The sequence below is a fragment of the Clostridium chromiireducens genome (assembly GCF_002029255.1).
Classification (GTDB): Bacteria; Bacillota; Clostridia; order Clostridiales; family Clostridiaceae; genus Clostridium; species Clostridium chromiireducens.
Genome location: NZ_MZGT01000035.1, coordinates 1 through 20,039 on the forward strand (window position 1 = coordinate 1; position 20,039 = coordinate 20,039).

Genomic DNA, 20,039 nt, shown 5'->3' on the forward strand with positions numbered 1-20,039 from the left:
ATAAAAGAGTATATATCTCTTTTATTAGAAATATATACTCTCTCATTTTTGAAACTATTCGACATCTTATTATCCATTGAACAATTGATTCATTTTCGTCTTTTAGAATATTATTATAAAACAATTTACATTTTTCCAAATAACGGATTTATACCACACTTCTTACTCTTTGATTGTATAAGATTACGATAATCTAGATTTAAAATCTTCATATCCGAATTCTTTTATTACTTCAACACCTTTTTCCTCGCTATACTTTACAATTGCAGGAAGATTAACTCCATTAAAGGTATTATTTTTAACCATTGAATAAATAGCCATATCACAAAATACAAGCTTATCTCCTGGCTTTAATGGTTCCTTAAATGAATAATCCCCTATAATATCACCTGCAAGACAAGTTGGCCCTCCAAATCTATAAGTGAATTCAAATTCATTTGGTTTCCCAGAATCTATAATATTAGGCCTATAAGGCATCGCAAGTACATCTGGCATATGACATTCAGCCGATGTATCTAATATTGCTATATCCATTCCATTTTTCATTGTATCTAAAACTGTTGCTACTAAAAAGCCTGTATTTAAAGCAATGGCTTCACCTGGTTCAAGATACACTTCTACACCATACTTATCTTTTATGAAGTTAATAGATCTTATTAGTGTCTCTAAATCATAATCTTCTCTAGTAATATGATGACCTCCACCAAAGTTGATCCACTTCATTTTCTTAATGTACTTTCCAAACTTTTCATCTACTATTTTTATTGTACGTTCAAGAGTATCAGAATTTTGCTCACACATTGTATGAAAGTGTAATCCGTCTATTCCATCAAGCTCATCTTCTTCAAAGTTAGCTAAGGTAACTCCCATCCTTGAATTTTCAAAGCATGGATTATATATGTCTGTTTCTATCTCAGAATATTCCGGATTGATACGAATAGCACATTCAATTTTCTTTCCTTCATAGTTCTTAACCTTATCTTTATATTTTTTCCACTGGCTAAATGAATTAAATACTATATGATCACTATATTTCATTATTTCATCAAACTCGTCTTCCCTATATGCAGGTGCGTAAATATGTACTTCCTTACCCATCTCTTCATATCCAAGTCTAGCCTCATGCAAAGAACTTGAAGTAACACCTTTTAAATACTTCCCAATTAAAGGAAAAGTTGAGTACATTGAAAATGCCTTTGTTGCAAGTATAATATTTGCACCAGTTTCCCTTTGCACATAATCTAAAGTTTCTAAATTCTTCTTAATAAGCCTTTCATCAACCACATAACATGGTGAAGGCAACTTACTTAAATCTATATCTTTCATTAAATCACCAAACCTTTTAATTATATTTTGCAGATAAACGGCCTAAGCTTAAACTTATGTGATAACTTGCATAAAATCTCTTAAGTATTTGCTTACACCTGTCACTTCTTTTATAATTTATATCAAAGTATTTCAAGATTATTGCGGAATATATTCTTACCTTGAGTTGTGCTCAATATCAGAACTGGTAGGTACTCTTTTGTGCAGTGTTGCATTTAAAATATAGATGTATGGATTTCTTCAGTAAAAGTTGTTCAAAAATGCTAGTTCAAAAAGTGAGAACCCAAATTTTATATTTGGATTCTCGAACTTTCTCTTTGAGCGTTTACCTTTGAGGCTAGCATTTTTGTGCAACTTTTACTGTTAGAAATCCACATCTATATTTTATAGCAACCGAAACAACAGAGTACCTACCAGTTCGGTTAGTTATCACATAATTAAGAAGTTTCGCAAGTTTATTTAACTAAAGTTGGAGCAAAATCTTCTTTCCATGGTAATCCCCATTTATTTAATTCTTCCATAAATGGATCTGGATCAAATTCTTCTACATTATATACTCCTGGTTTCTTCCATAAGCCTCTTAGGATTAAGCTTGCACCTATCATAGCTGGAACTCCAGTTGTATAAGAAATTGCTTGAGATCCAACTTCTTTATAACACTCTTCATGATCACAAACATTGTAAACATAATAAGTTTTGTCTTTTCCATCTTTTTTACCTTGGAAAATACATCCTATATTAGTTTTACCTTTTGTTCTTGGTCCAAGTGATGCTGGATCTGGTAAAACTGCTTTTAGGAATTGTAATGGTACTATTTGCTTTCCTTCAAATTCAATTGGTTCAATTGAAGTCATACCAACATTTTCAAGTACATTTAAATGCGTTATATACTTTTGAGAGAATGTCATCCAGAATCTAATTCTCTTAATTCCTTTAATATTTATTCCTAAAGATTCTAATTCTTCATGATGTAATAAATACATGTCCTTTGGTCCTATTTCTGGGAAATCATAAACTTTCTTTATTTCAAGAGGTTCTGTTTCTATCCATTTACCTTCTTCCCAATAACTACCTGGAGCCGTGATTTCACGAATATTTATTTCTGGGTTAAAGTTAGTTGCAAATGGATATCCATGGTCACCAGCATTAGCATCTAATATATCAATATAATTTATTTCATCAAAATAATGTTTTTGAGCATAAGCACTGAATACCCCAGTAACACCTGGATCGAATCCGCTTCCAAGTAATGCAGTTAAACCTGCTTTTTCAAATTTTTCTCTATATGCCCATTGCCACTTATATTCAAACTTAGCTGTATCAAGTGGTTCATAATTAGCTGTATCTACATAATGAACTTTTGTTTCTAAACAAGCATCCATGATTGTTAAATCTTGATAAGGAAGTGCAAGGTTTATTACAACTTCTGGTTTAAATTTATTTATAAGTGCTACTAATTCTGGCACATTATCAGCATCTACTTGAGCTGTATGTATTATAGTTTTAGTCTTTCCTTCTAATGAAGCCTTTATAGCATCACATTTTGATAATGTTCTACTAGCTATACAAATTTCCTCGAATACCTCTGAGTTTTGACAACATTTATGAATAGCAACGCTAGCAACACCACCAGCACCAATAATTAAAGCTTTTCCCATTTTGATTCCTCCATTTTCTATAAAGTGAAACTTTTCAGTTGAAACTTATATTCCAACTGAATTTAGCAAACAATTTAATTCTATTATATAATAATTATTCTAATCAGTAAGTCCACTTAACATATCTTTAACGTAAGTTGGCAATGCAAAGCAGCCTACATGAAGATCTGTATTATAGTATTTTGTTTTTATTCCTAATTTATTCCACGCCTCTGCATTTAAATCCTTAATAGGATGGTATTTTTTTGAAGCAAATCCAAATAACCAATGTCCTGATGGATATGTTGGAATATGAGCTTGATATACCCTAATGATTGGAAAGAATTTTGTTATTTTTTCGTGAGCTTCTTTCATTGCAGCTGCATCATTATCATAGTATGGACTTTCATGTTGATTAACTAAAATTCCATCTTCTTTTAATGCTTTATAGCAATTCCCATAGAACTCCTTAGTAAATAATCCTTCCCCTGGTCCAAAAGGATCTGTAGAATCTACTATGATTAAATCATATTCGTTTTCCTTATCTCTTATAAATTTCAAGCCATCTTCATAAAATTTATTTACTCTTTTATCGTCAAGCATACATGCAGTTAGTGGAAAGTATTCCCTACAAACATCAACAACTCTCTCATCAATTTCAACCATGTCTATTTTTTCAACTGAGTCATATCTTGCAAGTTCTCTTATTGTTCCACCGTCACCAGCACCTATAACTAAAACATTTTTAATATTTGGATTAGTCGCCATTGGTACATGAACTATCATATCATGGTAAATAAATTCATCTTTTTCAGTTACCATCATTAATCCATCTAGTGTGAAAAACCTTCCGAATTCCTTAGCTTCAAGTACATCTATTCTTTGGAATTCAGTTTTTTCAGTATGTATTTCCTTTTCAACTTTAATTGAAAATCTTACATTTTCTGTATGTTGTTCTGTATACCATAACTCCATTTACTTGTCCTCCACAATATTAATATTTTCAATTTTAGTATCTTCCGTTCCAGTTAAAAAACAGCCTTTTTCTTTTGCATAACTTATATAATCCAATATTTCCTTTGTTATCTTTTCTCCCGGAGCAAGAATCGGTATTCCTGGTGGATAACACATAACAAACTCAGCACATATTTTATCATTGCTTTCATTTAATGGAACTGAAGTTTTTTGCGAATAAAAAGCCTCCTGAGGAGTTAGTATAACTTCTGGGTCTATATACTCATGATCAAACATTCCCATTTTATCTGTTGAATGTAATCTCTTAATCTCAGATAACGAAGATATCAATCTTTCGATCGCAAGGCTACGATCTCCAACAGAAATTATTGCTAAAATATTAGCAATATCCCCTAGTTCAATTTGTATACCATATTCATCTCTTAATAGGTCATATACTTCTATTCCAGCAAGACCTATTTCTCTAGTAAATACAGATAACTTTGTTGTGTCAAAGTCATAAACCGCGTCATTATCAATTAGTTCCTTAGAAAAAGCATAATAACCACCAATTTTATTAATTTCACCTCTAGCATATTCAGAAATTTCCTTCACCTTTTTGAAAATTTCTTTACCATGAAGCACAAGATCTCTTCTTGCCAAGTCAAGTGATGACATTAAAAGATACGAACCGCTTGTAGTTTGAGTCAAATTAATTATTTGACGAACATATCCAATTTGCAGGTCACAATTAAGCAATAAAAAAGAACTTTGAGTCAAAGAACCACCAGTTTTATGCATGCTAACTGCTGCCATATCCGCTCCTGCAGCAACAGCTGACATTGGCATGTCTTCTCCAAAATAAAAATGCGTCCCATGCGCCTCATCTACTAGTACATACATTCCATTTTCATGAGCTAGTTTTGTTATTTCTTTTAAATTTGAGCAGATCCCATAATAAGTCGGATTATTAACGAATATCGCTTTTGCATCTGGGTTTTCTTTAATTGCTCTTTTTACATCTTCAACTGACATACCAAGTGGTATTCCAAGCTGCTTATTTGTACCTGGATTTATATAAACTGGAATTGCTCCGCTAATTATTAAAGCATTTATAGCACTTCTATGCACATTACGAGGCATTATAATCTTTTCGCCTTTTTTACATACACTCATAACCATTGCCTGAACTGCTGAACTTGTTCCATTTACCATTAAGAATGCGTGTTTTGAACCAAATGCATCAGCTGCAAGCTCTTCAGCCTCTCTTATAACTGATACCGGGTGAATAAGGTTATCAAGTGGTTTCATTGAATTTACATCTACTGATAGACATTGTTCCCCCAGAAATTCCCTAAGCATATCATTTCCTCGTCCTTGCTTATGTCCTGGTACATCAAATGGAACCACCCTAGCCTTTTTATATTCTACTAACGCTTCATAAATTGGTGCTCTTGAGTGGGATTCTTTATTCTTCATTTCCATTCATCCCCCCATTAATATATATTAGTTCCACTAAAAATCTCAATCATCTCTTTCCTTAAGTTGTTTTCAATTTCAAGCCTTTGTTTTGGCCTAATTTCATAAACATCTCTATTAAAAAGATAATTTTGAAGTTCAATTTCTTTAATTAACATTTTAGTATGAAATATATTCGATTGATATACATTTATATCCATTGCATCGTATTTCTTCAAAGTGCCTTCATCAATATAATCTTGTATTGATGTTATTTTGTGATCAATAAACAGTTTCTTACCATCAACATCTCGAGTAAAGCCTCTTACACGATAATCTATTGTTATGATGTCTGAATCAAAACTTCCTATAAGATAGTTTAATGCATTTAAAGGAGAAACCTCTCCACAAGTGGCTACATCAATATCAACACGAAAAGTAGCAATTGAGTTATCTGGATGATACTCTGGGTAAGTATGCACAGTAACATGACTCTTATCTAAGTGACCTACAACAGTATCCCTAGTATTCAAAATGTCAATTTCACCTTTATTACAAGATGCATCTATTTCTTTGACTGCTAGAGTCTGCTCTGATACTAGAATAGTTACACTTGCTCCCTGAGGATCATAGTCTTGTTTTGAAATATTAAGTACATGTGCGCCAATACTTTCCGTTACATCACACAGAATTCTAGTAAGTCTTTCTGAATTGTATTGCTCATCAATATAAGCAATATAGTCCTTTTGCTCGCGCTCACTTTTTGCATAGCATACATCATAGATGTTAAAGCTAAGTGTTTTTGTGAGGTTGTTAAAGCCGTATAACTTCAGCTTGTTTTCCAACCCTAACATCACAACCTTTCTGGCATAAATTAAGTTCTATTTATCATACAACATTGACATTTTACTATATTATCTTTAAAAATGCTACTGTTTATGACAATATTTCTTTAATAGCTTTAATAAATTTATTTAAACTCGATTATACTCTGTTTTATTTTAAATTCCTCTGATTTCCTTTGCAAATAAATCAATATATCATTAACTATTTTTTCTCATTGCTCTTTCTTTTACATATTGATTATATTCTTCTATAGAATAAATTTCTGGCTCTCTAACTTCTTCTAAGAAATGCGAAGCTTCAGCATCAGCATTGCTAAAAGCTAAAACTGATTTATACATTTCTATAGCTTTATTATAATCTCTATATTCATCCTTAGGTACATACGCTCCCATATGCCATCTTATCATTAAACATTCTTCTAATGATAACTTAACAAATTGCTGAAGTAAAATTACACTTTTTTCTCCATGCCCTAGAGGGATCTTATCATCAAACTCATAAGATGCATACCCTATCCATTTTCCTGTCATCTCATCTTTTTTTAACCTCATAGTTTTTTCATAAAGGTTACATTTACAAAGATCATGTAAATATCCTGTTAAATACATCGTATCATTACTTAATCCTATCTTATACTGTTTATTTTTTTGGATTAGTAATTCAACTACATTATCGGAATGATATGCGAGGCCTCCATCATAATTCGAATGAAATTTTGTAGATGCTGGTGCTGTAAAATAATCTGTTCTTTCCACAAGGTATTTTATTAATTCATCTATTCCATCTCTTTTAATTGAGCTTAATCTTTCTATAATTTTATCTTTCAATTCTTGCATCTCTTGGTCTGCTTTCGCTTTCGTCAATTCCTTTAGGTCACGTAAATCACTCATTAATACATCTCCTTACATCGATTAAGTTCGTATAAATTTTATTTTTTTCCTATAAACATATATATTCATTATTTATGCTTACTTTATTATTTTAACACTTTTAGAAAAAAACTCATATCATTATGATACGAGTTTCTAATAAAATATTCATTATAAACTTAATCCTTATTGGAACATATATTATACATTATGTTATCCAATAAATATACTTTAATACATGATTAATCTTCTTGTGCCTTATATCTAAATACTAATATTTAATTTTTCCAATTCTATTTGTAGATCTACTGGATTTTTTAACACAATTCCTTTTAATCCAAGTTTAATAGCTGCTTCAACATTTTCTTCCATATCATCAACAAAAACTGTTGAATCTATTTCTAATTTATACTTTTTTATAATTTTTTCATATATTTCTTTTTCTGGCTTTAGCAACTTTTCTTTATATGAAACTACACCACCGTTAAACAATTCAAATAAACCATACTTCTTATTTATATATTCAAATGCCGCTAAGTGAAAATTAGATAAGTAATAAACGTTATACTTTTTTTCCTTTAATTTTCTTAAGATATCCACACTGGTTTCTATTTGTATCAACATTTCATACCAATTTTCTAACACCATGTTTAATAAATTTTCATTTTCAAAATTTCTAGAAACTATGTTCTTTATAGCTTCTTTTTCTGTGATTACTCCTCTATCAAGCATTGGCCATTCTTCGCTTTGAAAAATACATTTATATATTTCTTCTAATTTATCTTCACCAATTTTGGATTTAACATATGTTTTTGGATCAAACTCTAACATTACATTTCCTATATCAAATATTATATTCTTAATCATGTTCTCCCCCATTTACCCTTCTCATTAAATATCGGCATCTTTCTAATTTTTATGTTCAAAATCTAGTATTTATCTCACTTCTAAATTAACAACAATTTATCCATACCAATAATAATCTCTATATCAAAGTTTGAATTAAAGACCTATTGATTCAGCTACATCTCTCATTCCTAAAATAGTATTCTCTATGACTTTATCTAACTCCATATCAATCATTTTGCATCCATTCAAAATAACATCCCTATCTACACCTGCTGCAAATCCTTTTGTCTTAAACTTCTTTTTTACTGATTTAACTTCTAAATCCATAACACTTTTTGAAGGTCTCATTAGTGCTGCTGCACTTATAAGTCCTGTAAGTTCATCTATAGTATATAGCACCTTCTCTGCATTGCTTTCAGGCTTAATGTCCACAACTATATTGTATCCATGTGATGCCACTGCCCTAATATAACTTTCCGGGAAATTTTCTTCTCTCATTATTTCCTGAGATTTAACACAATGTTGATCTGGATACATTTCATAATCAATATCATGTAAAAGTCCTATCACTCCCCATAACTTTTCATCTTCACCATAAAGTTTTGCAAAATGTCTCATTGCTCCCTCTACTGCTAAGCCATGTTTTCTAAGTGCATCACTTTTATTATATTTACAAAGAAGATCCCACGCTTTTTCTCTATCTATTTTTTCTTCCATTATATAATACCTCCTTAAGATATATCTAGTTATGTTTTTATATATCCTATTTAAATAAAATAATATCACTATAGTATTTTCCAATCAATATCCATTTTGGTAAATTCACTTACCCTTTCTATGTTAAGGCATATCAAGTATAAAAATTCAACTAATTTAACAACTAAATGCAGGTTTATTTAAACATACAACCTGCATTTATTTCCAATGATCTTCATATTCTTTTTGCAATCTTTTAATTACCTTGTCTTCATCATACCTGTTATAAGGCCACATTTTAGTTTCTATCTTACATCTAACCCACTCGGCTTTTAAGTATATCTGTACAATTTTATCTATATCACAATTTAAACATTCAATTTCACTTTCATAATTTATTATCATATAGTCAATTTCTTTAATCATTTGCTTAATTAATATTGAATCGCCCATGTAAGCCAGCTTAACTTCATTTTTTAATTCTAATAAACTTGGAGTTTCTGCCTTATTAATTGCTTCAATTTTTTTATTGCTTATGGCTATATTTAGAAGCTGCTCTAGTAACTTCTTTTCAGTAATAACATCAATAACTTCTTTAAATTTATCAATGACTTCATTATCATTTTCTGCCTTGTTAACAGTGTTCTTGCAATAGTATGCTAACAAATAACTATTTAGTGCTGCCTTTAATGCATCCACCTTACATATTAACTGACAATCAAGGGTCCCTGTAAAATTCAATTGCATCTTTATTAAAGAAACAACCCTTTCTAATTCCCTTCTAAATTCTATCTTATTTCTTCCATCTCTAGTTCTTACATATAAATTCGTTATGTTACTTAACTCCTTAAGACTTGAAATATGGGTTCTAAGTGTAGTTATCCATATTACTCTGAATCTCGTAATATTATTTATATAAAGTGTCTTTTTATTTTGAAATAAGTTTAATACCCCAGTTAAAAATGTAATTAATAAACCTATAAATGTAATTATATCGATTATTGCTAATTCTAATTCTCCTATTCTCATAAAGTTCTCCTAAGTTTTTTACCTTATATTCTCTAGTTTTCTTTATTCTCCATTAATGTGCAATCAAAAAAATAAAAAAGAACTAAGGTTATATTTCTCAGCCTTAGATTCTATATTTATTTTATTCATTTTTCTTTCTTTTATTCTTTGTTTATTGTCATTAAAGATACTTTATATAATATTTATAATAGTTAATTATTCTTTTTTGTATCCTTTTATGCCTAACTGCAATAAACTATATTAAAACAATTTATAGCAAGGTGGTTAAAATGAATCCATTAATAAATATGCTACTAGCTTCATTTTTTAACGGTATGGGTGGAGGCATGAGAGGCAATCCTATGATGCCTAACCCAAATGGCGGCAACAGCCCAGGCGGTATGAACCCCAATATGATGGGTGGCAATCCTTTATTAAATATGCTCATGGGATCAATGGGTGGCGGTATGGGTAATATGAATGGTAATCCATTAATGAATATGCTAATGGGCAATATGGGCATGGGTAACATGGGTAATCCTAATAATAACCCAATGAACAATATGAATAATGCCAATAATAATCCAATGAATAATATGAACAATAATGGTAATGCCGGAAATAATATGAATGATATTAATTCCCTTTTAAGCATGCTAATGGGCAACCAAAACAACATGGGAATGAATAACATGAATGGTAATGCAAATAACATGAATAATATGAATAACATGGGCAGAAATTCTCGCCATTCAAAAAAGTAAAAAGGATGCCAAATAGGTAGCTTATAAATTAAGCTGCCTATTAAATTTTGTATAAATAGATCGACATATAGATTCAATATCTATAGTAATCTTAGTGCTTTGATTATAGTAAGCCTTTTCTATATTATCTTTTGTACATTCCTACAAAATTTAATTCTATGAAGGAACAGGATATTTTTTCATATTTTCCTCAAACCCGCTAAAACCAAGCATCTCCTTATACATTCCAGCAATACTCATGTTTTACACCCTGAAAATTCATAAAATATCATTATGATTTTATAAAATTCCCCCTTTACTTTTTTATAGTAATCGCTTACTATAAATATAAGAAGGAGGAATGAAATATGGAAGATATCAATATATTAAAAGGTAATTTTAGTGAACTATTTAAGAAGGACTCTGAAAATGTTTTCTTCTCGCCTGGTAGAGTTAACTTAATTGGTGAACATACTGATTATAATGGAGGTAATGTTTTTCCTTGTGCTCTTACTATAGGGACTTATGCTTTGGTAAAACAAAGAGATGATAAAAAAGTATTAGTTAGCTCTTTAAATTTCAAAGAATTAGGCATCTTAGAATTTGATCTAGAAGATATGGTATATGAAAAACAGCATGATTGGGCTAATTATCCTAAGGGTGTAATTAAAACTTTTGAGAATCATGGATATAAAATTCCTAACGGTTTTGAAATACTATTCTATGGAAATATTCCTAACGGTTCTGGTTTATCTTCTTCTGCTTCAATAGAAGTTTTAACTGGTGCAATATTGAATGATTTATTCAATTTAAATATTAATATGGTAGATATAGTAAAAATGTGCCAAGAAGCTGAAAATAAATTCATCGGAGTAAATTGTGGTATTATGGATCAATTTGCTATTGGCATGGGAAAAGAAAACTGTGCAATTCTTTTAGATTGCAACACTTTAAAATATTCTTATAGTAAGCTAGCTATGGACGGATATAAAATAGTAATTGCAAATACAAACAAGAAGCGTGGACTCGCTGATTCTAAATACAACGAAAGACGTAGTGAATGCGAAACTGCATTAGCTGAAATCCAAAAAGTTAAAAACATAAATGCTTTAGGTGAACTTACGGAAGAAGAATTTGAAGAAATAAAATCTTGTATTTCAGATCCTATTAAAGCAAAAAGAGCTAAACACGCAGTATACGAGAACAGAAGAACTTTGAAAGCTGTAAAAGCTCTAGAAGAAAATGATTTAGCTCTATTTGGAAAACTTATGAATGACTCTCATGTATCTCTAAGAGATGATTACGAAGTTACTGGATTAGAATTAGATACTTTAGTTGCTCTTGCTTGGGAAAGCGAAGGAGTAATTGGCGCTCGTATGACAGGTGCTGGTTTTGGAGGATGCACAGTTAATATTGTAAAAGAAGACTGTATAGACTCATTCATCGAAAAAGTAAAAGCTGAATATACTAATAAGATTGGTCATGAACCTAGTTTCTATGTAGTTAGCATTTCAGATGGAACTAGAAAAATTATTTAGAAACTAATTGGAATTATACCAAATTAAGTTTATCATAATAAATGTATTCTAAAACTTTCAAACTTTAATATATAGAAATGCTTTTATAGCTATGAACTAAAAAATAGATTTAGCTAATCAAATTTTAGAATATATATTCTTTAAATGAAGGAGATGTTAATATGTCAATATTAGTTTGTGGTGGTGCTGGATACATTGGTTCACATACAGTACATGAGCTTATAAAACAAAATAAAGACGTTATAATTGTTGATAATCTACAATCAGGCCATTTGAAGGCTGTTCATCCAAAAGCAAAATTTTATAAAGGTGATATCCGTGATTCAGAATTCTTAGATAAAGTTTTTTCTGAAAATAATGTTGAAGCTATCATACATTTTGCTGCTAATTCTTTAGTTGGTGAAAGTATGGTTAAACCTCTGCTTTACTTCAATAATAATGTATATGGAATGCAGATATTACTTGAAAGCATGGTTAAACATGATATTAAGTATATAGTTTTCTCTTCAACAGCAGCAGTTTACGGAGAACCAAAGAGAATTCCAATTTCTGAAGGTGATGAAACCAATCCAACAAATACTTATGGTGAAACAAAGCTAACTATGGAAAAAATGATGAAATGGGTTAACAAAGCTAACGGAATAAATTATGTTTCTTTAAGATATTTTAATGCTGCTGGTGCACTAGAAGATGGAAGCATCGGTGAAGACCATTCACCTGAAAGCCACTTAATTCCACTAATCCTTCAAGTTCCACTCGGAAAAAGAGATGCTATAACTGTTTTCGGGGAAGATTATGATACTCCAGACGGTACTTGTATAAGAGATTATATTCATGTACTTGATTTAGCAGATGCACATATAAAGGCTGTTGAGTATTTACAAAAAGGTAATGAAAGTAACATCTTCAACCTAGGTAACGGATTTGGATTTAGTGTTAAAGAAATGATTGATTCAGCAAGAGAAACTACTAATGAAGAAATTAATGTTGTTGTAGGTGAAAGGCGTGCTGGAGATCCTGCAAGGTTAATAGCTTCAAATGAAAAAGCTCGAAAACTTCTAGGATGGACACCTAAATATACAGATGTTAAAGCTATTATAAAAACAGCTTGGACATGGCATAAAAATAATCCAAACGGCTATGAAGATAAATAAAAGTTTAGTGACAAATTAAAAATTATAAGTGATAAGTTTAAAAATAAAAGCCACTGACTTTTTCAAGAACTTTTTTAGAAATCACCAGAAGTGATTTCATCATTAAACTTATCACTTTTCACTTGCTACTTGTCATTAAGAATTACGGGGGTTTTAACATGATAAATATAAATCATGAGATAAGCAGACTTATAAATTTTGCATTGAAAAAAGAACTGATAAATACTGATGACGTAATATATTCTACAAATATGTTACTTGGCACTTTAAATATAAACGAGTATGAAGTTTCTAATGTTAATGACAACCTTGAAACTCCAACTCCTATTTTAGAAAATATTTTAGATTATGCTTGTGAAAATAAATTAATTGAAGATACAGTAACTGAAAGAGACTTATTTGATACCGCTATAATGAATTGCGTTATGCCAAGGCCTTCTGAAGTTATTAGCAAATACAACGAATTATATAAAGAATCTCCACAAAAAGCTACTGAATACTACTACGCTTTAAGCATTGCTTCAAACTATATAAGAAAAGATAGAATTGATAAAAACGTAGTTTGGAAAGCTCCTACAGAATATGGAGACCTAGATATCACAATTAATTTATCAAAACCTGAAAAAGATCCAAGAGATATTGCAAAAGCAAAATTAGTAAAATCCAGTTCATATCCAAAATGCTTACTATGTAAAGAAAATGAAGGGTTTTATGGACATATAAATCATCCCGCAAGACAAACTCACAGGATTATACCGCTGGATTTTGATACAAAAAAATATTTCTTGCAGTATTCCCCTTATACTTATTATAATGAGCATTGTATTATATTTAATAGCGAACATATACCTATGAAAATCAACAAAGATACTTTTAAGAATTTATTAGTATTTACTGATATACTACCTCATTATTTTGCTGGTTCCAATGCTGATTTACCTATTGTGGGCGGTTCAATACTATCTCACGACCATTACCAAGGTGGTCATTATACTTTTGCCATGGAAGAAGCCCCTATAGAAAAGACATATACTATAAAAAATTACGAAGATATTGAAGTCGGAAGAGTTAAGTGGCCTATGTCTGTTGTTAGAATTTCAGGTACTAATAAAGATAAAATACTAGATTTAGCAGGACATATTTTGTCTTCTTGGAGAGGTTATTCTGATGAATCTGTAGATATAATGAGCCATTCAAACGAAGAACCACATAACACTATAACTCCTATTGCAAGAAAAAGAGATGGTAAGTATGAACTTGATTTAGTTTTAAGAAATAATAGAACTAGCGATGAACATCCTCTTGGTATTTTCCATCCTCATGATGAAGTACATCATATTAAGAAAGAAAATATAGGATTAATAGAAGTTATGGGGCTTGCAGTTCTTCCTGCAAGACTTAAGGAGGAATTAAATTCCCTAAAGGATTATTTAATTAATAGAAAAGCTGATATTTCAGATGATGAAATGGTAGCAAAACATTCTGATTGGTATAAATACCTTTTACAAAAGCATGTTAACATATCCAAGGAAAATGTTGATGAATTATTAAAAGAAGAAGTCGGCTTAAAATTCTTGGAAGTATTATGTCATGCAGGTGTTTTCAAAAGGAATGAATTAGGATTAGCTGCTTTTGATAAATTTATAAATATATTGTAAGGTGGAATAATTATGAAGATAACTATAGTAGATGTGGCTAAAAAAGCAAACGTATCTGTGGCAACAGTTTCAAGAGTAATGAATGGAAACTACCCTGTAAAGGAAGAAACCAAAAAAAAGGTATTAGAAGTAATAGATGAACTAAAATATATTCCTAATATGCAGGCACGTGAACTTACGCAGCAAAAGTCAGCTACTATAGGTGTTGTAGTTCCTAGTATTAATAATATGTTTTTCCCTGAGGTTATTAATGGCATTGAAAATAGCTTAAAACTCAACTCTTTGTCTTTAGTTTTAGCTTGTAGTAATAATGATAAAGATGATGAACAAACATGTATAAATAATTTATTATCTAGGAATGTATCTGGAATAATTGTTATAGACCCTAATACAGAAAATGTAAAATCTAAATTTTATCATAATATTTCAAAGCAAACTCCCCTTGTATTTGTAAATGGGTACTCAGTATCTAATAATATTTCATCAGTGATTAATGATGAAGCTATGGGTGCAAATATGGCTTTGAATCATCTCATAGATAACAATCACAAAGACATCCTATTTGTTAGAGGAAAAGATAGTTATTCTTACGATGTAAAAGAAAAAGTTTATAGAGAAATAATGCAAGAATTAAATAATTATAAACCCGAAAATATTATCAACATCGGCAATGGTAATAGCAGCGAGACTGTGGATAATACTCTTAATATGTTCTTAGATATCCTAAAAACTACATCTGCAACTGCAGTTTTTGCCTGTAATGATCTTATGGCTGTTGGTGTTCTCAATGCTTGTAAGAAATTGAATTTAGACGTGCCTTCAAAATTATCAATCATTGGATTTGATAATATTGACTTAAGTAAATTTGTAGAACCGAAACTGACTACAATTGATCAAAACATGTTTCTTCTTGGAACAAATGCCGCAATGTTGTTAATAGAAAAAATAGAGTATGACAATTCATACAGTAAGCGAATAATACTTATGAACTCCTTGATTGAGCGTGATACTGTAGGTCCTGCTTAAAATAAATATAAATTATCGTAACTTAATTTTACGTATGAACCAAAATAAATTAGATACATGTTATTGTGCAAGCATGTATCTAATTTTATTTTGCGTCTTAATAAAAAAGTCTTACACCACTTAAGTTTTATTAAAAGTTTCACAAAATATTAATACCCCGTTGCACCAGAACATATATTCGTATATAATATTATTACGAATATATGTTCGAGGATACTATTCCTTAAAACTTATATATTTTTTATTTCAAGGAAGTGTAATGTATGGATTTAATGAGCAAATTAAAAATTTTATCTAATGCAGCAAAATATGATGTCTCTTGTTCTTCTTCTGGATCAAAGAGAAAAAATTCTAATAATGGAATTGGGAATGCATCTGAAAGCGGCATCTGTCATAGCTTTACCCCTGATGGACGCTGTATTTCTTTGCTTAAAATATTACTTTCAAACGACTGCGTTTTTGATTGCAAATACTGTATCAACGGATTATCACATGATTTCTTAAGAGTCAGTTTCACCCCAGATGAAGTTTGCGATCTTACAGTTAATTTTTATAAACGTAATTATATTGAAGGGTTGTTTTTAAGCTCTGCCATTGTTAATAATCCCAATCATACAATGGAACTTTTACTACAAACTGTTAGAAAGCTGCGCGAAGAAAAAAAGTTTAATGGATATATTCATCTTAAAGCGATTCCAGGTGCAGATGAGGTATTAATTGAAAAGGCTGGTACATATGTAGATAGAATGAGTGTAAATATAGAGCTTCCATCAAGTGACAGCCTGAAACTTTTAGCTCCTCAAAAAAGTAAGGATAAAATTCTAAGTCCCATGAAGACTATTAAAAATTCCATAATTAACTATGGTGAGATGAAAAAAAGTATAAAAAGTACTCCCTTGTTTGTTCCTGGCGGTCAAAGCACCCAACTAATTGTAGGAGCTACTCCTGAAAGTGACAGAAAAATAATAAAGCTTTCTGAAGCTCTTTATAATAACTTTAGTTTAAAAAGGGTTTATTACTCTGCTTACGTTCCTGTTATAAAAGATAATAAACTTCTTCCTGACATAACTCATCCTCCTATGCTTCGAGAACATAGATTATATCAAGCAGATTGGCTGCTTAGATATTATGGTTTTAAAGCTGATGAACTTTTAAAGAACGAAAATGATAATTTTGATTTAAATTTTGATCCTAAAACCCATTGGGCTTTGTCAAATTTAACCGAATTTCCAATAGAAATTAATAAAGCTTCCTACGAAAAATTATTACGTATACCTGGTATAGGAGTAACTTCTGCCAAAAAGATTCTAAAAATCAGAAGAGTTCACAATTTAACTTTTGAAGATTTGAGAAATATACGAGTGACTCTCAAAAGAGCAAAATACTTTATTACTTGCAGTGGGAAATATTATGGTGATGTTTTATTCGATGATATCAAAATAAAAAACAAACTTCTAGAGCAAAATGTTCCTAAAGGTGTAAATTTAAATCCTAATCAATTGTCTTTTTTCGATATGTATCCTTTAGAAGAAAAAACTATGCCATCAGGCATTATAATTCCTAAAGAAATTAATACTTCATTAGATAAATTAAATAATATATCTAATAAGCCTAATCTGTTGTTACCTGAGCATAATATTTCACTAATAAATGATAAATTTACTTCTATAAGCGGAGAGTTTTAATTATGAATATCTACATATATGATGATACTTTCGAAGGTTTATTGACTTCAATATATTATGGTTTTTATTCTAAAGATAGTCCTACATCTATCTATGGAAGAAATGAATCGAACACTCCCCTTTTGCTTGGGAATATTATCGATATATCTACTGAAAAAGACAAATTTAAGAAAGTAAAAGATGCAATAATAAACAAAATAGATTTTCTAGCTTTAAAAAAGATATATCTAGTATATTTAAGTAGCACTGAAGAAAAAGCTATGATTATTTTTAAATATTTGAAAGCAGCATTTAAACTCGGGCATGATGTTCATAGTTTTCTTAATATAGATATAATAAGACACGTAGATAATATAAATAGACGAGTTTCATTGGAAAGCCATAGATTTGAGGGCTTTGTTAGATTTAATTATATAGATGATAAGTTTTTATATTCTTCAATCGAGCCTGATAATGACATTCTAGAACTTCTTGGCGACCACTTTAAAAGTAGATATCCAGAAGAATATTTTATAATTCATGATATTTCAAGAGAGAAGGCTTTAATATACAATAAGTCCTCCTATGAAATAATTCATATGGATAATCAAAGCTATGAGGAACTTAAATCTCATAGTGATGAATATTCAACGCTTTGGAAAACTTACTTTAAATCAACAACTATTGAGGAACGGAAAAATTTAAAACTTCAGTCTAGAATGATGCCTAAAAGATATTGGAAACACATCTTGGAAACTTAAAATTTAATTATTAATGCCCTTAGATTATCTAAGGGCATTTAATACTTTATTTAATCTCACTACCATTTATTATTATTTCTAATTCTCCTGTATCTGGAGATATAATCAAACCATGGACTTTCACATCCTTTGGCATTAATGGGTGATTTTTAATCATCTTAACACTTTCTTTTATAGATTCTTCAACTGATTCAAATCCATGAAGCCATCCTTCAACATTTATACCTGCATTGTTTAACGTTGATATGGTTTCTTCTTGTATGCCCCTGTCTATCATTTTATTAACTAGACTTTTTGTGTCTAAATTACTCATTCCACAACCATGATGTCCTACTACAAAAACATCTTCTGTTCCAAATTCATACACTGCAACTAATATACTTCTCATTACCCCTCCAAATGGATGCATAACAGTCGCTCCTGCATCTTTGATGATTTTAGCATCACCATTCTTAATGTTCATTGCCTTTGGTAATAATTCTGTTAGTCTAGTATCCATGCAAGATAATATTACCATTTTCTTTTTTGGTATTTTAGTTGTTACGTATTCTTCATATTCTTTATTATGTATAAAGTTTTTGTTATACGTAATTATTTGTTCTAATTTACTCATTTTTAGCCCCACATCCTTATAATTTTATTTATGAAAAGTTCTTGATTGCAGCATAGCTGCTTTTTTTATTTGTGAATATTTTATTAATTTATATACTAATTTAACTTTATGATATTGTAAAGCTAATTATTTTACATTTTATACAAAAACAATTATTGAGGCATATATTTTTTATATGGAAGACGGATTGAAACTCCTGTTTCATCAAATTTATATTCTGTATCATAAAGAGAATTTCTATTATAAACTAGATTAGTTCCAACTTTATAAAGTGCTTTAGCTAAAGCATCAGGATCTTGAAGTACAGAACCTGCCATAATCCCTTCCTTTATTAATTTTTGGGCTTCTGGTATCGCATCCACTCCAACCACTGTTATTGTTTGAGTTTTATCCCCTTTGTTATAACCATACTCTTGCAACGCTTCAATTGCACCTATTGCCATAGAATCATTATTCGCAATTATTGCTTCAACTTTATTTCCAAGTTGTGAGAGTAATGCTTTTGTAGCACTTTTAGCTTCATCTTTATTCCAATTACAAACCTTTAAAGCAAGTTCTTGTGTTTTTATTCCTGAATTATTAATTGATAATATAGAATATTTTGTCCTTGTAACTGCTTCAAGATTATCACTTTCTCCCATCAACATAATATATTGTAATATTCCATCATTATTTTTATCTATTGGTGGCTCGTTGCTATTCCAAGCATTCGTAATAACTTTTCCTTGAAGCACACCAGCTTCAGCTACTTCTGTTCCTATGTAGTACGATTTATTATAGGATTTAATAGCTTCTATAGAAACTGGTTCCCTGTTAAACAAAATTCCAGGAATATTTTTCTCTTTAATTTTATTTATTACATCTCGTGTACTATTAGTATCTACTAAGTTTACCAATAAAAGATCCATATTGTTTTTTTCAAGTAATACATCAAGAGTTTTATTTTGAATTGATTGTTGATTTTTTCCATCAAAAAAAGTAAATTGGACTTTACCTTCATTTTCCTTTTGAATTTTTTCTAGGCTTTGACGCACAAAAGAAATATAATCATCGTCAAATCTATATAATAATACTCCTACATTAATAATTTTCCCCTCAGTAAGTCGCATATCAGCCTCCGCTAAATTTTCACTATAGCTTAACATTATTGTAACCATAATAACGAAAAGTCCAATAAACTTTAATACCTTTTTAAACATCTTCCTTCAATCCCTCCTTACTTTTCTAGACATGATTTTA

Annotated in this window: 18 protein-coding genes; 7 read left to right on the forward strand and 11 right to left on the reverse strand. The window is 30.2% G+C overall.

What is annotated here, in order from left to right:
- Positions 1 to 183: 183 nt before the first annotated feature.
- From nspC to CLCHR_RS13490, 9 genes are all read right to left on the reverse strand, one after another.
- The gene (gene nspC / locus CLCHR_RS13450; RefSeq protein ID WP_079440347.1) at positions 184 to 1,326 is read right to left on the reverse strand and encodes a carboxynorspermidine decarboxylase; all 1,143 of its coding nucleotides are present in this window, start codon (positions 1,324 to 1,326) and stop codon (positions 184 to 186) included.
- A 455-nt stretch (positions 1,327 to 1,781) separates the two neighbouring features.
- A complete protein-coding gene (locus CLCHR_RS13455) occupies positions 1,782 to 2,984 on the reverse strand; it encodes a saccharopine dehydrogenase family protein (RefSeq protein WP_079440348.1) in 1,203 nt (400 codons plus the stop codon).
- A gap of 99 nt (positions 2,985 to 3,083) precedes the next feature.
- Positions 3,084 to 3,938 carry a polyamine aminopropyltransferase gene (speE, locus tag CLCHR_RS13460; RefSeq protein ID WP_079440349.1) on the reverse strand — a complete coding sequence of 285 codons (855 nt, stop codon included), beginning with the start codon at positions 3,936 to 3,938 and terminating at the stop codon, positions 3,084 to 3,086.
- Positions 3,939 to 5,396 carry an aminotransferase class I/II-fold pyridoxal phosphate-dependent enzyme gene (locus CLCHR_RS13465; protein WP_079440392.1) on the reverse strand — a complete coding sequence of 486 codons (1,458 nt, stop codon included), beginning with the start codon at positions 5,394 to 5,396 and terminating at the stop codon, positions 3,939 to 3,941. It abuts the gene before it with no gap.
- Between the two features lie 17 nt (positions 5,397 to 5,413).
- Positions 5,414 to 6,232: an adenosylmethionine decarboxylase gene (gene speD / locus CLCHR_RS13470; RefSeq protein ID WP_182629296.1), complete on the reverse strand. Its 819-nt coding sequence runs from the start codon at positions 6,230 to 6,232 to the stop codon at positions 5,414 to 5,416.
- A gap of 186 nt (positions 6,233 to 6,418) precedes the next feature.
- A complete protein-coding gene (locus CLCHR_RS13475; RefSeq protein WP_079440351.1) occupies positions 6,419 to 7,111 on the reverse strand; it encodes a hypothetical protein in 693 nt (230 codons plus the stop codon).
- 243 nt (positions 7,112 to 7,354) lie between these two features.
- Positions 7,355 to 7,957 (reverse strand): HAD family hydrolase, encoded by a 603-nt coding sequence (locus CLCHR_RS13480; RefSeq protein ID WP_079440352.1) that lies wholly within the window; start codon positions 7,955 to 7,957, stop codon positions 7,355 to 7,357.
- 135 nt (positions 7,958 to 8,092) lie between these two features.
- A complete protein-coding gene (locus CLCHR_RS13485) occupies positions 8,093 to 8,656 on the reverse strand; it encodes an HDIG domain-containing metalloprotein (RefSeq protein ID WP_079440353.1) in 564 nt (187 codons plus the stop codon).
- Positions 8,657 to 8,854: 198 nt separating this feature from the next.
- The gene (locus tag CLCHR_RS13490) at positions 8,855 to 9,664 is read right to left on the reverse strand and encodes a hypothetical protein (RefSeq protein ID WP_079440354.1); all 810 of its coding nucleotides are present in this window, start codon (positions 9,662 to 9,664) and stop codon (positions 8,855 to 8,857) included.
- A gap of 269 nt (positions 9,665 to 9,933) precedes the next feature.
- Between CLCHR_RS13490 and CLCHR_RS13495 the strand changes: the two genes are divergently transcribed.
- The 7 genes from CLCHR_RS13495 (at position 9,934) to CLCHR_RS13525 (ending at position 18,187) form a co-directional block, all read left to right on the forward strand.
- Complete coding sequence (locus CLCHR_RS13495) at positions 9,934 to 10,407, forward strand: RNA-binding protein (protein WP_079440355.1); 474 nt, start codon at positions 9,934 to 9,936, stop codon at positions 10,405 to 10,407.
- Between the two features lie 347 nt (positions 10,408 to 10,754).
- Positions 10,755 to 11,924: a galactokinase gene (locus CLCHR_RS13500; protein WP_079440356.1), complete on the forward strand. Its 1,170-nt coding sequence runs from the start codon at positions 10,755 to 10,757 to the stop codon at positions 11,922 to 11,924.
- A gap of 161 nt (positions 11,925 to 12,085) precedes the next feature.
- Positions 12,086 to 13,078 carry a UDP-glucose 4-epimerase GalE gene (gene galE / locus CLCHR_RS13505; protein WP_079440357.1) on the forward strand — a complete coding sequence of 331 codons (993 nt, stop codon included), beginning with the start codon at positions 12,086 to 12,088 and terminating at the stop codon, positions 13,076 to 13,078.
- A gap of 158 nt (positions 13,079 to 13,236) precedes the next feature.
- The gene (gene galT, locus CLCHR_RS13510; protein WP_079440358.1) at positions 13,237 to 14,736 is read left to right on the forward strand and encodes a UDP-glucose--hexose-1-phosphate uridylyltransferase; all 1,500 of its coding nucleotides are present in this window, start codon (positions 13,237 to 13,239) and stop codon (positions 14,734 to 14,736) included.
- Between the two features lie 12 nt (positions 14,737 to 14,748).
- The gene (locus tag CLCHR_RS13515; protein WP_079440359.1) at positions 14,749 to 15,762 is read left to right on the forward strand and encodes a LacI family DNA-binding transcriptional regulator; all 1,014 of its coding nucleotides are present in this window, start codon (positions 14,749 to 14,751) and stop codon (positions 15,760 to 15,762) included.
- A 263-nt stretch (positions 15,763 to 16,025) separates the two neighbouring features.
- Positions 16,026 to 17,447 carry a putative DNA modification/repair radical SAM protein gene (locus tag CLCHR_RS13520; RefSeq protein WP_079440360.1) on the forward strand — a complete coding sequence of 474 codons (1,422 nt, stop codon included), beginning with the start codon at positions 16,026 to 16,028 and terminating at the stop codon, positions 17,445 to 17,447.
- 2 nt (positions 17,448 to 17,449) lie between these two features.
- Positions 17,450 to 18,187: a TIGR03915 family putative DNA repair protein gene (locus tag CLCHR_RS13525; protein ID WP_079440361.1), complete on the forward strand. Its 738-nt coding sequence runs from the start codon at positions 17,450 to 17,452 to the stop codon at positions 18,185 to 18,187.
- A gap of 46 nt (positions 18,188 to 18,233) precedes the next feature.
- Here CLCHR_RS13525 and CLCHR_RS13530 read toward each other — a convergent pair whose 3' ends face one another.
- On the reverse strand, positions 18,234 to 18,800 hold the full coding sequence (locus CLCHR_RS13530; RefSeq protein WP_079440362.1) for a beta-class carbonic anhydrase: 567 nt from the start codon (positions 18,798 to 18,800) through the stop codon (positions 18,234 to 18,236).
- Positions 18,801 to 18,952: 152 nt separating this feature from the next.
- Complete coding sequence (locus CLCHR_RS13535) at positions 18,953 to 19,999, reverse strand: galactose ABC transporter substrate-binding protein (RefSeq protein WP_079440363.1); 1,047 nt, start codon at positions 19,997 to 19,999, stop codon at positions 18,953 to 18,955.
- Between the last annotated feature and the right edge of the window lie 40 nt (positions 20,000 to 20,039).

Excerpts from the sequence above, each read along its gene's own strand:
- CLCHR_RS13480 (WP_079440352.1), bottom strand. The coding sequence starts at position 7,957 with ATGATTAAGAATATAATATTTGATATAGGAAATGTAATGTTAGAGTTT.
- CLCHR_RS13485 (WP_079440353.1), bottom strand. The coding sequence starts at position 8,656 with ATGGAAGAAAAAATAGATAGAGAAAAAGCGTGGGATCTTCTTTGTAAA.
- CLCHR_RS13495 (WP_079440355.1), top strand. The coding sequence starts at position 9,934 with ATGAATCCATTAATAAATATGCTACTAGCTTCATTTTTTAACGGTATG.
- CLCHR_RS13525 (WP_079440361.1), top strand. The coding sequence starts at position 17,450 with ATGAATATCTACATATATGATGATACTTTCGAAGGTTTATTGACTTCA.
- CLCHR_RS13515 (WP_079440359.1), top strand. The coding sequence starts at position 14,749 with ATGAAGATAACTATAGTAGATGTGGCTAAAAAAGCAAACGTATCTGTG.
- CLCHR_RS13500 (WP_079440356.1), top strand. The coding sequence starts at position 10,755 with ATGGAAGATATCAATATATTAAAAGGTAATTTTAGTGAACTATTTAAG.
- CLCHR_RS13530 (WP_079440362.1), bottom strand. The coding sequence starts at position 18,800 with ATGAGTAAATTAGAACAAATAATTACGTATAACAAAAACTTTATACAT.
- CLCHR_RS13465 (WP_079440392.1), bottom strand. The coding sequence starts at position 5,396 with ATGAAGAATAAAGAATCCCACTCAAGAGCACCAATTTATGAAGCGTTA.
- galT (WP_079440358.1), top strand. The coding sequence starts at position 13,237 with ATGATAAATATAAATCATGAGATAAGCAGACTTATAAATTTTGCATTG.
- CLCHR_RS13520 (WP_079440360.1), top strand. The coding sequence starts at position 16,026 with ATGGATTTAATGAGCAAATTAAAAATTTTATCTAATGCAGCAAAATAT.
- CLCHR_RS13535 (WP_079440363.1), bottom strand. The coding sequence starts at position 19,999 with ATGTTTAAAAAGGTATTAAAGTTTATTGGACTTTTCGTTATTATGGTT.
- CLCHR_RS13490 (WP_079440354.1), bottom strand. The coding sequence starts at position 9,664 with ATGAGAATAGGAGAATTAGAATTAGCAATAATCGATATAATTACATTT.
- galE (WP_079440357.1), top strand. The coding sequence starts at position 12,086 with ATGTCAATATTAGTTTGTGGTGGTGCTGGATACATTGGTTCACATACA.
- CLCHR_RS13455 (WP_079440348.1), bottom strand. The coding sequence starts at position 2,984 with ATGGGAAAAGCTTTAATTATTGGTGCTGGTGGTGTTGCTAGCGTTGCT.
- speE (WP_079440349.1), bottom strand. The coding sequence starts at position 3,938 with ATGGAGTTATGGTATACAGAACAACATACAGAAAATGTAAGATTTTCA.
- nspC (WP_079440347.1), bottom strand. The coding sequence starts at position 1,326 with ATGAAAGATATAGATTTAAGTAAGTTGCCTTCACCATGTTATGTGGTT.
- CLCHR_RS13475 (WP_079440351.1), bottom strand. The coding sequence starts at position 7,111 with ATGAGTGATTTACGTGACCTAAAGGAATTGACGAAAGCGAAAGCAGAC.